Source organism: Moritella sp. 28 (assembly GCF_018219435.1).
Lineage (GTDB): Bacteria > Pseudomonadota > Gammaproteobacteria > Enterobacterales > Moritellaceae > Moritella.
Window position 1 is genome coordinate 2,173,528 of the sequence record NZ_CP056121.1, and the last position, 14,784, is coordinate 2,188,311.

At 39.8% G+C, this 14,784-nt stretch carries 9 protein-coding genes; 2 read left to right on the top strand and 7 right to left on the bottom strand.

The window, feature by feature from the left end:
• Nucleotides 1-365: 365 nt before the first annotated feature.
• From HWV02_RS09730 to leuC, 3 genes are all read right to left on the bottom strand, one after another.
• Complete coding sequence (locus HWV02_RS09730; protein ID WP_255550640.1) at nucleotides 366-1,895, bottom strand: alpha-isopropylmalate synthase regulatory domain-containing protein; 1,530 nt, start codon at nucleotides 1,893-1,895, stop codon at nucleotides 366-368.
• Nucleotides 1,896-2,006: 111 nt separating this feature from the next.
• Nucleotides 2,007-2,627, bottom strand: a complete 621-nt coding sequence (gene leuD, locus HWV02_RS09735; RefSeq protein ID WP_211679469.1) for a 3-isopropylmalate dehydratase small subunit — start codon at nucleotides 2,625-2,627, stop codon at nucleotides 2,007-2,009.
• Between the two features lie 31 nt (nucleotides 2,628-2,658).
• Nucleotides 2,659-4,059 (bottom strand): 3-isopropylmalate dehydratase large subunit, encoded by a 1,401-nt coding sequence (gene leuC / locus HWV02_RS09740; RefSeq protein WP_211690341.1) that lies wholly within the window; start codon nucleotides 4,057-4,059, stop codon nucleotides 2,659-2,661.
• 397 nt (nucleotides 4,060-4,456) lie between these two features.
• On the opposite strand from leuC, the gene HWV02_RS09745 reads away from it, so the two are divergent.
• Nucleotides 4,457-4,882: a CBS domain-containing protein gene (locus HWV02_RS09745; RefSeq protein WP_211679471.1), complete on the top strand. Its 426-nt coding sequence runs from the start codon at nucleotides 4,457-4,459 to the stop codon at nucleotides 4,880-4,882.
• Nucleotides 4,883-4,951: 69 nt separating this feature from the next.
• On the opposite strand, the gene glpT is transcribed toward HWV02_RS09745, so the two are convergent.
• Nucleotides 4,952-6,313, bottom strand: coding sequence for a glycerol-3-phosphate transporter (glpT, locus tag HWV02_RS09750; protein ID WP_211679472.1), 1,362 nt, complete (start codon nucleotides 6,311-6,313; stop codon nucleotides 4,952-4,954).
• Nucleotides 6,314-6,819: 506 nt separating this feature from the next.
• Here glpT and hrpA point away from each other — a divergent pair.
• A complete protein-coding gene (gene hrpA / locus HWV02_RS09755; protein ID WP_211679473.1) occupies nucleotides 6,820-10,728 on the top strand; it encodes an ATP-dependent RNA helicase HrpA in 3,909 nt (1,302 codons plus the stop codon).
• 68 nt (nucleotides 10,729-10,796) lie between these two features.
• On the opposite strand, the gene HWV02_RS09760 is transcribed toward hrpA, so the two are convergent.
• The 3 genes from HWV02_RS09760 to HWV02_RS09770 form a co-directional block, all read right to left on the bottom strand.
• Nucleotides 10,797-11,723, bottom strand: a complete 927-nt coding sequence (locus HWV02_RS09760; protein WP_211679474.1) for a diguanylate cyclase — start codon at nucleotides 11,721-11,723, stop codon at nucleotides 10,797-10,799.
• Between the two features lie 76 nt (nucleotides 11,724-11,799).
• Nucleotides 11,800-12,165: a hypothetical protein gene (locus HWV02_RS09765; protein WP_211679475.1), complete on the bottom strand. Its 366-nt coding sequence runs from the start codon at nucleotides 12,163-12,165 to the stop codon at nucleotides 11,800-11,802.
• 288 nt (nucleotides 12,166-12,453) lie between these two features.
• Nucleotides 12,454-14,778 (bottom strand): hybrid sensor histidine kinase/response regulator, encoded by a 2,325-nt coding sequence (locus HWV02_RS09770; protein ID WP_211690342.1) that lies wholly within the window; start codon nucleotides 14,776-14,778, stop codon nucleotides 12,454-12,456.
• Nucleotides 14,779-14,784: the final 6 nt, after the last annotated feature.

Genomic DNA, 14,784 nt, shown 5'->3' on the forward strand with positions numbered 1-14,784 from the left:
AAGTATTTCTCACTTCTAATCTAAATTTAGACTTTGATTTTAAAATTGCGCAATTAAATTGCGGTTTTATAAGCGTTTTATTAATTTTTTATTATGGCTGCAATATATTTTTTAAAAGGTAATCGTGCGTTTATTAGTGAATGAGGAGATGTAAGAGTTGTTTTGCGGAATTTTGTATTATTATTTATTGATATAACAATATATAAACAAAGTATAGTCTAATCAAGATGTGATTAAATATTATTTAGAATTGATATTCACGAATTGTGACATCGCTATAATGGTGACCTTGCTATAAAGGGGGGCATTATTTTAGTGACAGGTTTACGTTAAGGGGGTTTAAAGTAAACCTGTTTGGGGAAGTGCTATGCTGTTATCGTTTCATGTAGCAATTTATTTAACATACGCATTGTTGCTTGCACACCAGCGAATACTTGGTTAGAGCTAACACCACGGGTTCGGAAACTTCGATCGCCCTGCTGCCAAGTAATAAAGCTTTCTGTTAATGCACTGGTTTTACCGCCTGGTGGAATACGTACTTGATAGTTTTCTAAATTTGGATAATCAAATCCAACTTTGTGCATGATGGCTTGAATTGCCATACTAAACGCATCAAAGCCACCATTACCGGATCCCGCTGATTTGTATATCTCATCGCCGATGCGAATACGGATACTTGCGGTGGAATCAACATTGAGTCCAGATGTAATCGAACAGTTGAGCAGTTCAATATGCGAGTAATCTTTACTTTCCAGTAAATCCGCAATAATAAAGGGTAAATCTTCAGGTGTTATAATTGCTTTTTGATCACCTAAAGTGACAATACGCTCGAGCAATTTAGTCTTTTGCTCGGGGCTTAAGTCTATACTTAACTCTTCAAGATTTTTTTCTATCGATGCTTTACCGCTCATTTTTCCGAGCGCATAGGTTCGGGTACGCTTAAACCGTTCAGGGCCTAACACCGTTTGATATAAGCCACCTTTATTATCGCCATCGGCATGAATACCACTAGTCTGAGTAAATACGTCTGCGCCAATAATAGGCGCATTTGCTGGCGTTATTTTACCCGAGAAATTTTCAATCATTTGGCTTATCTGATGGATGCGTTGTTCATTGATTGATGATTCGATACCGAGTTTATCTTTAAGGACCACTGCAACTTCTGCAAGTGAAGCATTACCAGCGCGTTCACCTAAACAGTTTACAGTGCAATGAATAGCGCTAATGCCGACTTTTGCTGCAGCGAGCGCATTTGCTGTGGCTAAACCGTAATCATTATGTGGATGAAAATCAAATTTCTGTTGCGGATAACGCCCAATCATATCAGACAGACTGACATACACTTCATCTGGAGACATTACACCGAGTGTATCTGGCAGCATGTAATGTTGGATTGGTAAATCTACAAGTGCATTGATCATGTTGTAAACATAATCAGGATTGTCACTGTAACCATTAGACCAGTCTTCAAGGTAAATATTAACCGCTAACCCTTGCTCTATTGCGTAGTGAATAGTTTCTCTGACATCTTCAATATGTTGCGTAGGGGTTTTACGGAGTTGCTCGGTGCAGTGTTTTTCACTGCCCTTTGTGAGTAAGTTGATCACTTTGGCACCGCTGGACGTTATCCAGTCAACGCTTTTGGTATGATCGACAAAACCCAGTATTTCGATTCGCCCTGCCACTTGTTCTTGTTCTGCCCATTGCATTAATGAGGATACGGCATGTTTTTCGCCAAGAGAAACGCGCGCAGATGCGACTTCAATTCGGTCAACATTAAGAGATTGGAGTAGGGCTTTGGCAATACTAACTTTTTCGTCGGGGGTGAAGGAGACCCCTTGGGTTTGTTCTCCATCACGAAGAGTTGTGTCCATTAATTGGACTTGAGGGCGCATGATTTCCATATTTGCTACCTGCTTCAAATTGTAGGGAAAGAGCGGATAGAAGATGACTATCCGCTTTTAAACCGTCTCTTAGTTTGCTTTATAATAGAGCAATACTAAAAGTTAGCTTGCTTCAGTCCATAACCATGGAAACTGTTGCTTATTTCTAGCTTCGAATTCAGAGATTTTAGCTTCATGTTTTAATGTCCATGAGATATCATCAGCGCCTTCGATAAGGCTTTGCTTACGAAATGGATCAACCTCAATATTAATAACAATACCACCGGGTGTTGTCACAGTTTGTGCTGGAAGATCAACAGTAAACTCGACACCTTCGTTAGCATCAATTTCAGCCATTAATGCGGCGAGAACATCTTTGTTTACACGAATTGGTAAAATACCGTTTTTAAAGCAGTTAGAGTAGAAAATATCTGCATAGCTAGTTGAAATGATGGTATTGAAACCAAAGTCTTCAATTGCCCAGGGTGCATGTTCACGTGATGAACCACAACCGAAATTGTCGCCAGCAACTAAAATCTTAGCACCTTTAAATGCTGGTTTGTTTAATTCAAACTCAGGGTTTTCTGAACCATCGTCAAGAAAACGCCAGTCATGAAATAAGTGTATACCAAAGCCGGTACGTTCTACTTTTTTCAAGAACTGTTTTGGAATGATTTGGTCTGTATCTACGTTACTACGATTCATTAATGCAGCAACACTAGTATGATTTTTATATGCTTTCATTTTAATTCCTTGATCACTAATGTGCTAAAGCTTATGCCCAGTTACGGATGTCAACAAAGTGGCCTTCAATTGCCGCTGCTGCAGCCATTGCTGGAGATACAAGGTGTGTACGACCACCTTTACCTTGACGACCTTCAAAGTTACGGTTTGACGTAGACGCACTACGTTGACCTTCGCTTAGTTGGTCACCATTCATTGCTAGACACATAGAGCAACCTGGTTCACGCCATTCCCAACCTGCATCAACTAAGATCTTATCTAGACCTTCTTTTTCAGCTTGTTCTTTAACAAGGTATGAACCTGGAACTGCAATTGCTTGTACTGAAGCGCTTACCTTTTTACCGACGGTTAATTCAGCAATAGCACGGAAATCTTCAATACGACCGTTAGTACAAGAACCAACGAACACAAGATCAATATTAATATCAGTGATTGCTGCACCGGCTTCAATGTCCATGTAGGCAAGGGCGCCTTTACATGCCGAAGCTTTAATTTCATCACTAAAATCACTTGGTGAAGGAACCGTTGAGTTTACTGCGGCTACTTGTTCTGGAGACGTACCCCAAGTAACTTGTGGTGCAATGTCTTCAGCTTTAAGTTCGATAACAGTGTCAAATTCAGCGCCATCATCACTTGGTAGTGATTTCCAGTATGCAAGTGCTGCAGCCCAGTGATCCCCTTGTGGTGCAAACTCTTTACCTTCCAGATAATCATATGTTGTTTCATCTGGTGCGATAAGGCCTGCACGTGCGCCGCCTTCAATTGCCATGTTACACAAGGTCATGCGACCTTCCATTGTAAGGTCTCGAATTGCAGAACCTGCGAACTCGATTACATGGCCAGTACCACCTGCAGTACCTATTTTACCGATAACAGCAAGCGCGATATCTTTGGCTGTTGAATACTTCGATAGTGTACCTTCTACACTTACTAGCATAGTTTTAGATTTTTTCTGTTGTAGCGTCTGAGTGGCCATTACATGCTCAACTTCGGACGTACCTATACCGAAGGCTAACGCACCAAATGCACCATGTGTTGCAGTATGTGAATCACCACAAACAGCAGTCATTCCTGGGTGGATAAAACCATGTTCAGGTACAACAATATGAATAACACCATTATTAACGTTTTGCATATCGTAAATAAGGAGGTCGTGTTCACTACAGTTGTTTGCCATCGTATCAATTTGCTTTGCTGCAATTGGATCTTTAATTGGTAGATGACGGTCAACGGTTGGTACACAGTGATCCATTGTCGCTAGAATACTATGACGATTACGGATCTTACGTTTTTGTACTTTTAAGCCTTCAAATGCTTGTGGACTTGTTACTTCATGCATCAAGTGACGATCGATGTAGAGTAGCGGGGTTCCATTCTCTGGTTCGTGAACTAAGTGTGAATCCCAAATTTTTTCATACATTGTCTTTTTCATTGCTTTGCTTCCCTTCCCATCAAGCGAGATATTTATACTTTCTTATGTCTTGATACTATGACAATTGTGTGACCTTCTTCAAGAACATAATTTCATAAATAGTTGGAATTATAAATATCCAATTTGTTATTGTTTGTCATTATTGACTTTTATTGGAGTATAAATCTGTTTAATTTGAAATATATAGTTTTATGCATTGCTATATTTGCCATTGGCGGGGTTATTTGTTTTTTATAATATGTTTAATATTTCGACTTTTTAGTTTTTCAACGTGGTAAATAAAGTTATTTCTACAATATTAAGGTCATGATTGTAGAAATAACCATATAACCTATGCTTAGAAGATGTAGTAACCATGTATTATTTTAAATAGATCAATGATTAAAGGAGTGAGGGAATGAATTCTTTAAAGGTATCTGACTATATGCAGTTACGGCCAGTTAAATTGACTGCAGATATGCCTGTGGCAACGGCAGTTGATAGATTACTAAGATCTACTCATATTGGAGCGCCTGTGGTGAATGATAGTGATACGCTCATTGGCTGGATTTCTGAACAGGATTGCTTAGCATCGTTACTGGAATCGAGTTATTACTGTGAAGAGGTCGCGATAGTTGAAGACTTGATGAGAAAGGATGTGCTCACAGTTCGGGTGACGGACAGTATTATTGAACTCGCGCAGCAAATGCTAGAAGCCAAGCCTAAAGTTTATCCTGTGATTGACGATGAAGGCTTACTCGTGGGGATCATTTCTCGTCGAAATGTACTCAAAGCAATGGATAAACAACAACAAGCGTGTTATTTAAATGCCGCAAATATTTAGCTAGCCCTAATGCAATAAAAAGAGGCTACAACGATTGCAGCCTCTAAGCTATCAATTAATACTTTTTACTTATGCAACCGCAGTATCACCAGTTTTGTTAGCGTGAAAACGCTTTTCACCAAAATAAGCGTAACTTAAACAAATGATAGAAGCTAAGCAAGAGGCGACGAGAACCATGAAGCCACCATCCCAACCAAAATGGTCGACTGTATAGCCAAGTACTGCATTGGCAGCAACTGCGCCGCCTAGGTAGCCGAATAGACCTGTTAGACCCGCTGCTGTGCCTGCCGCTTTTTTAGGTGCAAGCTCAAGTGCGTATAGACCAATTAACATAACCGGGCCGTAAATCAGGAATCCAATCGCAATTAATGCCGCCATATCGATGGCTGGGTTCCCTGGCGGGTTAAACCAGTAAACAAGTACAGCAATCGTCACTAGCGCCATAAATAGTATTCCTGCTGGTGCACGACGTCCTTTAAATAATTTATCTGAAATCCAACCACAAAGTAGGGTGCCTGGAATACCCGCCCATTCATACAAAAAATAAGCCCAAGAAGAGCCATCTACAGTGAAACCTTTTGCTTCTTTCAGGTACACAGGTGCCCAATCTAAAACACCGTAACGGATCATATAAACAAAGGCGTTAGCAACTGCGATAGACCATAACAGTTTATTATTAAGAACATATTTTAAGAAAATCTCTTTTGCCGTCATTTCTTGTTCATGATCTGTGCTGTAATCATCTGGATAATCATCTTTATATTCTTCGATTGGTGGTAACCCACAAGATTGCGGAGTATCACGCACAGTGAGCCAGACAAAGACTGCGACGAGTACAGCAAAGAAAGCTGGTACATAAAATGCGGTATGCCAATCGTCATTAAATGCCCATAAGCCAAGTAAGAACATAGGGCCGATTAAGCCGCCACCGACGTTATGCGCAACGTTCCAAACCGAGACTAATTCACCACGTTCTTTTTTAGACCACCAGTGAACCATGGTTCTGCCACAAGCTGGCCAGCCCATGCCTTGGAACCAACCATTTAAAAATAGTAAAACGAACATCGCAGTAATACTGCCGGTTGCCCAAGGCATGTAGCCAAAAGTAAACATAACGGCAGCTGACATTAATAAGCCAGCGGTTAAGAAATAGCGTGGGTTAGAGCGGTCAGAGACACTACCCATCAGGAATTTAGATAGTCCATAAGAAATAGAGACTGCAGATAAAGCAACACCCAGATCACCACGGCTAAAGCCTTGTTCAATCAGGTATGGCATGGCCAAACTGAAGTTTTTACGAACTAGGTAGTAGCCTGCATAGCCAAAGAAAATACCAAAGAATAACTGCCATCTTAAATATTTATAGGTGGAGTCAACTTGGTCTGCGGGTAAACGAGCAATGTGCTCTTTCGGTTTGAAAATACCAAACATTTATAACCTCGAGTTTCAACGTGTTGATGGTTTTAAATAACCATTTTATAGGGTTTGAAGTTCGTTCGAGCGAAAATCGTGTCGATTTTATTTTCTTTCGATTATTTTATGTGTGACGGGGATCACATAAATATATCTTTAGAATGAAATAAATAATACATGTGGATAGGCATATGTAATTTGGTTACTTGTTTTGGCGTTTGTAAATAAATCGTGACAGGGTGTTAATCTAGGTAGTTACTACTCATTTAGTGGTGGTGTCGTTGTTTTTCGGGTTTGTATGTCAAGTTGTGTAAATAATCTGTGCCATATATTTCATTAAATTTATATTTGTTCAGTGTTTAGCTAATAGCCTAAAAAGTGTGCCATAACGATGACCAATCGAGGTTATAGCGAGGCGACTGAAGTACTTTTCATTTGAAATCCAATAATCATTTGAAATTCTAGAGCTACTGGCATAGTATTTCGCTTTTAAAACTAGAGTTAATGGGCGCTTTCTAACTATTATGCAGAGTATCTTAAAATCCCTGACAGCTGAACTATCTAACTGTATGCATTCCGATCGTTTTCGTTTTAAACGTCGTTTGCAAACAGCGCAAAAATTACCTTCTGAAAAGCAAGAAAAAGCTATTGATAAGCTGCAGCAAGATATTGCGGCATCGTCGAGCCTGCGTCAGTCGCGTATTGATAACTTACCAGTAGTCTCTTATCCTGAAGATCTGCCTATTAGTCAAAAGCGTGATGATATCGCTAATGCTATTTTAAATAACCAAGTGGTTATTATTGCAGGTGAAACAGGCTCGGGTAAAACCACTCAGATCCCTAAAATATGCCTAGACCTCGGTTTAGGTATTGATGGCATGATAGGGCATACACAGCCAAGACGACTTGCAGCTCGTACGGTTGCGAATCGTATTGCTGAAGAGCTTGATTCAGAGCTTGGTGAGCATGTAGGTTATAAGATCCGTTTTAACGATAACGTCAGCAAGAAAAGTTACATAAAACTGATGACCGACGGTATTTTACTGGCAGAGATCCAACAAGATCGCTTCTTAAGTAGATATGACGTGATCATTATTGATGAAGCCCATGAACGTAGTTTAAATATTGATTTTATCCTCGGTTATTTAAAGCAATTACTTAACCGTCGCCCCGATTTAAAAGTGATTATTACGTCTGCGACGATTGATCCAGAACGTTTTTCTAAACACTTTAATAATGCGCCTATGATCGAAGTGTCTGGCCGTACTTATCCTGTTGAAGTGCGTTATAACGCGTTAGCTGAGCAAGAAGATGGGCACGAACGTGATCAAATCCAAGGCATTGTTGATGCTGTCGATGAACTGCAGAGCGAAGGCCTTGGGGATATCTTGGTATTCCTTAACGGTGAACGTGAGATCCGGGATACTGCAGATGCGTTAAACAAGTTAAAACTTCGAAATACCGAAGTACTGCCTTTGTATGCGCGCTTAACGAATGCCGAGCAGAACCGTATTTTCCAAAGTCATGTTGGTCGTCGAGTGGTATTAGCGACAAACGTGGCAGAAACATCGTTAACTGTACCGGGTATCAAATATGTGATTGACCCAGGTACTGCGCGTATTAGCCGTTATAGCTATCGTACCAAGGTACAGCGCTTACCGATTGAAGCTGTCTCACAGGCCAGTGCAAATCAGCGTATGGGCCGTTGTGGTCGTGTTAGTGCGGGTATTTGTATTCGACTTTATAGTGAAGAAGATTTTAATAACCGTCCTGAGTTTACGGATCCTGAGATCCAGCGTACTAACCTTGCTTCTGTTATTTTACAAATGCATGCATTGGGATTAGGCGATGTTGCTAATTTCCCATTCGTACAGCCACCAGACAGCCGTAACATTACCGATGGTCTAAAACTGCTTGAAGAATTAGGCGCCATTGATATCAGTAATGCTGATCATAATAAACGCCTAACGCCTATTGGTGTTGCGTTGGCTAAACTGCCGATTGATCCGCGTCTTGCTCGTATGGTCATGGAAGCAAACACCAATGGTTGTTTGAATGAAGTGATGGTGATTACGGCGGCATTGTCGATTCAAGACCCTCGTGAACGACCGATAGAAAAACAGCAAGCAGCAGATGAACAACATCGTCGTTTTTATGATAAAGAATCTGATTTTATCACCTTCTTGAACCTTTGGAATTACGTCAAACAGCAACAAGACGAGTTATCGTCATCACAGTTCCGTCGCTTATGTAAGAAAGATTACCTTGCGTATATGCGTGTACGTGAATGGCAAGATATTTACTCGCAGCTGTCACAAGTGGTGAAAGAACTCGGCTTTAATGTTAAGCCTGTTGAAGTTAATGAAGAAGGCGCGATCAGTAACGGCGATAATATTCATAAAGCGCTATTGTCGGGTATGTTAAGTCACGTTGGTTTTAAAGATAAAGACCAAGATTATTTAGGTGCACGTAACAGTAAGTTTAATATCTTCCCTGGCTCTGGTTTATTTAAAAAACAGCCTAAGTGGGTAATGGTTGCGGAACTGGTGGAAACGTCACGTTTGTTCGGCCGTATCGCAGCGAAAATCCAACCGGAATGGATTGAACCGCTTGCTACACATTTAAACAAATCAACGTACAGCGAACCGCATTGGGAAAAACGCCGTGGTGCGGTAGTTGCTGCTGAAAAAGTAACTTTGTATGGTTTAGTCATTGTTGCTAAGCGCATGGTGAACTACAGTCAAATTGACCCGGCATTATGCCGTGAAATATTTATTCGTAGTGGTTTAGTTGAAGGTGAATTTAATACTAAACATGCGTTCTTTAAGCACAATATGGCGGAAGTCGAGCGTATTCATGCGTTAGAACATAAGTCGCGTCGTCGTGATATTTTGGTTAGTGACGATGATTTGTTTGGTTTTTATGCGGATATAATTCCTGAACACGTTTGCTCTGGCCGTCACTTTGATAGCTGGTGGAAAAAAGAGAGCAAGCAAACACCTGATTTATTAACGCTAACCCAAGCTCGTTTGATGAAGCATAATGCAGAAGCGATTACTGCACATAGCTATCCAGAGTTTTGGAGTCAAAACAGCTTTAAATTCAAATTGGAATACAATTTCGAACCGGGTACTGTTGAAGATGGCATCACGGTTATTATTCCATTAGCGATCCTCAATCAAGTCAATGAACAAGGCTTTGATTGGCAGATTCCGGCTTTACGTGAGGAATTAATCATCACCATGATTAAGGCGCTGCCAAAAACACTGCGCCGTAATTTTGTACCCGCGCCAAATTATGCGGGTGCAGCACTGGAGAATATGGACCCTAGCCAAGGTGAATTAGCTGTAAGTCTGAACAAACAGTTATTGCGCATGACGGGTGTCCGTTTAGATCAAGATGTATGGGAGCACTTGACGCTGCCGACGCACCTTAAAATTCATTTTAAAGTTGTTGATGAAAAACTAAAACAAATTAGTTTTGGTGATGACTTAGGTGCATTAAAACAGCAACTGCAAGGTAATATTCAAGAAACCTTAGTGAAGGTGGCTGACAAAGGTATTGAGAAGACAGATCTTATTACCTGGGACTTTGGTCATTTACCGACTGAATTTAAACAAAAACATGGCGGTTATGAAGTTAAAGCGTATCCCGCTTTAGTTGATAATAAAAAGTCGGTTGAAATTAAGCTGTTTGATCATCAAGAAGACGCTGCTGTTGCTGCTAAAGCGGGTTTGCGTCGCTTGATCTTACTTAATGTACCGTCACCGATTAAATACCTTGAACAGAAACTACCAAACAAAGCGAAACTTGGACTGTATTTCAATCCGTTTGGTAAAGTGACTGATCTGATCCACGATTGTATTTCTTGTGCTGTTGATAGCATAATTTCAAAACAGCCTGCTCCGAGTGATGCAGAAAGTTTTGAAGCATTAAAAGAACTGGTTCGTGCCAATATCGCAGATGAGACGGTTGAAGTCGCAAAGCAGGTTGAGAAGATTCTCACTGCCGCGCATCAAGTGCATAAACAGATTAAAGGCAAAGTATCTCTTGATATGATCGTGGCTAATGGTGATATCAAAGCGCAATTAGCGAAGCTTATTTACAGTGGTTTTGTGACCAATACAGGTGTTAAAAAATTAGCAGATGTACAACGTTACATTGCTGCGATTGAACATCGATTGAATAAGCTTAAGATTGATCCTATTCGTGATCGTGGTAATTCAGTTGAAGTGCAACCGCTATTGGAAAACTATGTTCAGTTAACTAAGATGCCACGATTAACACTTGCACAACAAAGTGAGTTATTAAAACTGCGTTGGATGTTAGAAGAACTACGTGTATCGTTATTTGCTCAACAATTAGGGACCAGTTATCCTGTATCTATTAAGCGCGTAAAAATCGCATTTGCAGAGTTTAAAGCGAGTTTGTAGTGGACTTAATTCTATTTAGGACTGGACTGTTATAATGAAAAAGGGAAGCCATATGGCTTCCCTTTTGTTTATATTACCCATTGGTCTCGGCCATTTTTTTTCGCTTGATATAATTTGTTATCTGCTTGCTGTATTAAGCTTTTTACCGTTATTTTCCTATCAGGGATTACACTGACGACACCAAAACTCATGGTGATTATGGCATGTTCATTGATTCCAGCATGTTGAATCTCTAATGATCTCACTACATTAACGAGTTTTTCAGCAACTAATTTAGCGCCTTTTGTATCTGTATTTGGTAATAACATACAGAACTCTTCTCCCCCATAACGGGCGACTAACTCAGAAGGTCTTCGCAGGGACTTGTTAAGTGTGGATGCGACTAATTTTAAACACTCATCACCTTGGACGTGACCGTAGTGATCATTGTATATTTTAAAGAAGTCTATATCAGCAAGGATAAAGGTAAGGGGTTGAGCATGGCGTTTGGCACGTGATAGCTCTTTTGAAAACATAGCATCTAGGTGTCTACGATTGGCAATGCCAGTTAAGCCATCAAGCGTGGCCAAGCGCTCTAATTCTTCATTTGCCAATTCCAAATCATTTTTGGTTTTTAATAGTTGTGAACGCATTGTCGCAATGCGCTCCATCGCTGTCATTTTAGCGATAAGAATCTGTTTTTGTATGGGTTTTGGTAAGTAGTCATCACCACCAGCTTCAATACCAACCATAACATCTTCTGGTTCAGTTTTACCACTGAGAAATATAATGGGCACCCAATCAGTAAATTCTTGCCTAATTTGTTTTGCTACTTGATAACCGTTAATACCTATCATCACAACACCCAGTAACACAATATCTGGATTACATTCTGAAAATAGTGCGATGCCTGTTTCACCATTTTCTGCGTCGAAGACTTCGTGATTAAGATGTTGTAGGTAAGATCGAATAATCAGTCGTTCAATCTTGGAGTCATCGATTATGAGGATCTTCATCGGCAGTCCTTGCTCTTTTTAGTCGTTGTCCGATAAATACGGTTCTGATAACTAAATATAGCAAGTATCAGTTTAGTTAGTGTAATCTTTTGTTGCTCTGTATCACACACTTAGTGTTATACGTCTTCATCGTTGCCTTAACTTGAAATATTTCGTCAGCTGTTAGCTCGTCATCCCAAGTTACAATAGCTGAAATAGTTGGGCTTTGAGCTGCTTTTAATAGAGTATGAAATTTATTGTTCACTTTAGCTTTATGGATGATGAGTGCACTATCTGCGCTAATCCCATGTTGCCATAATAATGCGGCAGTCAGTGTCATTGGTGGTGCAATGATTGCAGTCCAGTGACCATGGCTATCTTCAATTACGGCTTCATCAACATGAGTCAAAGGCTTATTTTGTGTAGAAGTATTCGCGTTATATATAAAAGATTTAGTTTGCATGGTCGTGCGCCTGTCTTTATATCCAGTGGTTATACATACAGTAGTATTTTGTTGTGATATTTGCAAGCATTTATTATCTTTTAAATGAGTAAATCTGAAATGCTATTGTATAACCTCTTGATTTCACGCTGTTTTGTTTGGTTGTTGTTTTTGTGGACGATCACTTTAGTGGGACTATCACCATATACACAAACTGAACTCCGTTTATTACTGGTGGCTTATACAGTATTACATACAGTGCTTTTACGTGGGTTAATCAATTATATTTAGAGCAGGTTATTGATGAACTTACAATGGAAGGTCAAACGAGGGGGTTAAGCGTGGGTTGTTTAAAAGTAAGCCGTTGCGGTTGTTCAACTGCATGAGTGCTGATAATAGCGCCTCCTCTTTTAATGGTTTTGTTAATACGTAGTCTGCACCTGCGTTAAGCATGTGGATACGTGTGTCCTCGTAGGCATCCGCAGTACAGGCAAATATGGGTAAGGTTGCAATATCGAGTGGTAATGTACGTATAGCGCTTATCGCATCAATACCATTCATAACAGGCATATGATTATCCATTAAGATCAAATCGTAATGCTGAGTCTGTACTTTTGCAATGGCCTGAGCGCCATTTTCAACAATATCACTGCTGATTTGTCGGAGTTTCAAGAATGAAGACAGGACAAGTTGGTTTACTTTATTATCTTCGGCTATCAGTACATGTAAGCCGGAAAAGTCAGTAATGTCATGGTTAAGTGGGGTCACAATCTTTGTTTCTTCGCCGCACTCTAACGGAATTTCGACTGTAAATGTTGAGCCTTGTCCTTTAACGCTTTCTAGTTTGATATTACCGTCCATTAAATTAAGTAATTGTTTAACAATCGATAAGCCTAAGCCCGTTCCACCGAACCGTCGGGTTGTTGAGGATTCTTCTTGTGTAAATGGGTCAAAAATTGCTGTCATTCGTGAGCGAGAAATACCAATTCCAGAGTCACTGACGGCAATGGAAATGGTGTGTATATTACCTTCCACTTTTGTTTCATTAAAAGAGACAGTAACACCGCCTTGTTTTGTGAATTTAAGTGCGTTATTAACTAAGTTAAACAAGATCTGCCTGATTTTGGCTTTGTCACCTAAGTACCAACTATTGTGTTTTAAACTATTAATCACTTTGAATGTAATGCCTTTTTCTATACCGAGTGTGTAATAAGTGCTCGCTAAAGAATCTGCAATTTCGGATAGATTGAAGTTTGCGTTTTCTAGATCTAATTGACCTTCTTCGATTTTAGAAAAGTCCAGAATATCATTGAGTAATGCCATCATGTGATTACCCGAATCCATAATGGTTTTTAGGTGGGCGCTTTGTTCTTCTGTAAGCTGAGTTTTAGTTAAAACTTGCCCCATGCCTAACACACCGTTCATAGGGGTTCGGATCTCATGACTCATATTTGCCAGAAATCGGGTTTTTGATTTTTCACTGTGGCGGGCATGATCCACAGCTTCTTGTAATTCTAGCGTTTTATGCTCTAATGAATGGCTCATATTGAGTAATGCATTACCGAGGGTACCCACTTCGCAATTGCGATCAATGAGTAATTTATCGATAAAATCACCTTTACCAATATTGTTTGCCAATTTAGTCAGGTCAGTGAGTGGGCCAGTAATATTTTTAGCAATAACATAACTTATCCAAGCTACAATAGGGATACATAAAGATACGAGAAAGAGTAATTTATAAAACAGATCAAATAGTGGCGCCATGATGGTGTCATAAGGCGCCGTGGCTAATAAAGACCAGTCGCCAGTCATCTCGGCACCGTATTCACCTAAATCGGCGTAACCAGAAATAACCTTACGATTATCGGCATTGTTGTAGATCGCATAACCATCCATATCTCCTTCGAGCTTGGCTTGTAGTGATTCAATTGCTAAGTCTTTGTGTGGTCTTAATAAACGCGTATTAGGATCTGTTGTGATTAATACATTCCCTAGATCATCGACTAAATAGGTATATTCATTACCAATTGTTTGTTGGTCTATGTCAGCAACGATATCGAATAATTCGGTGATATTAACTTCACTGACTAAAACCCCGATGACTTTCGCTGTTCGAGGGTCGAATACCGCACTCACAAATTTAAAGTCAAAATGACGTTGCTGAAAGTGGTTATTAGTTTCACCACCTAAGTGCGTTAAAGGAGAAATATATGCATGGGATGGATCGGCGAGTGCCTTATTAAATTCATTTTTTATGTTTTCGGCATAGGAAAAAATATTGTCGTTAATTGTATGGCTTTCTGATGCCGCTATAATTTTGCCTTTTACGTCTACGTAATATATTGATTTGTAATGAGGGTAGGTGTCAATGATGTCTTCAAAATGATTGGTTATTTCGACATAGTCGGCAAGTGCGAACAGCGGACTTTTACTGAGTAGCTCAAAGTTAAGCTGTACTTTAAGCATAAAGTTATCGACTTTCTTTGCTGCGTTCTCAACATTATGTTGTAAATGTAATCCGGTATTTATTTCAAACTGCTTTTGCATGCTATAGAACATGATGCCAGTGGTCGTTAGCCAAAAAAACAAAATTAATCCGATAAATGATAATGCGATCTTATTTTTGAGTAACATTACAGC

Excerpts from the sequence above, each read along its gene's own strand:
- hrpA (WP_211679473.1), top strand. The coding sequence starts at position 6,820 with ATGCAGAGTATCTTAAAATCCCTGACAGCTGAACTATCTAACTGTATG.
- HWV02_RS09765 (WP_211679475.1), bottom strand. The coding sequence starts at position 12,165 with ATGCAAACTAAATCTTTTATATATAACGCGAATACTTCTACACAAAAT.
- HWV02_RS09760 (WP_211679474.1), bottom strand. The coding sequence starts at position 11,723 with ATGAAGATCCTCATAATCGATGACTCCAAGATTGAACGACTGATTATT.
- HWV02_RS09745 (WP_211679471.1), top strand. The coding sequence starts at position 4,457 with ATGAATTCTTTAAAGGTATCTGACTATATGCAGTTACGGCCAGTTAAA.
- HWV02_RS09730 (WP_255550640.1), bottom strand. The coding sequence starts at position 1,895 with ATGCGCCCTCAAGTCCAATTAATGGACACAACTCTTCGTGATGGAGAA.
- leuD (WP_211679469.1), bottom strand. The coding sequence starts at position 2,627 with ATGAAAGCATATAAAAATCATACTAGTGTTGCTGCATTAATGAATCGT.
- leuC (WP_211690341.1), bottom strand. The coding sequence starts at position 4,059 with ATGAAAAAGACAATGTATGAAAAAATTTGGGATTCACACTTAGTTCAC.
- glpT (WP_211679472.1), bottom strand. The coding sequence starts at position 6,313 with ATGTTTGGTATTTTCAAACCGAAAGAGCACATTGCTCGTTTACCCGCA.
- HWV02_RS09770 (WP_211690342.1), bottom strand. The coding sequence starts at position 14,778 with ATGTTACTCAAAAATAAGATCGCATTATCATTTATCGGATTAATTTTG.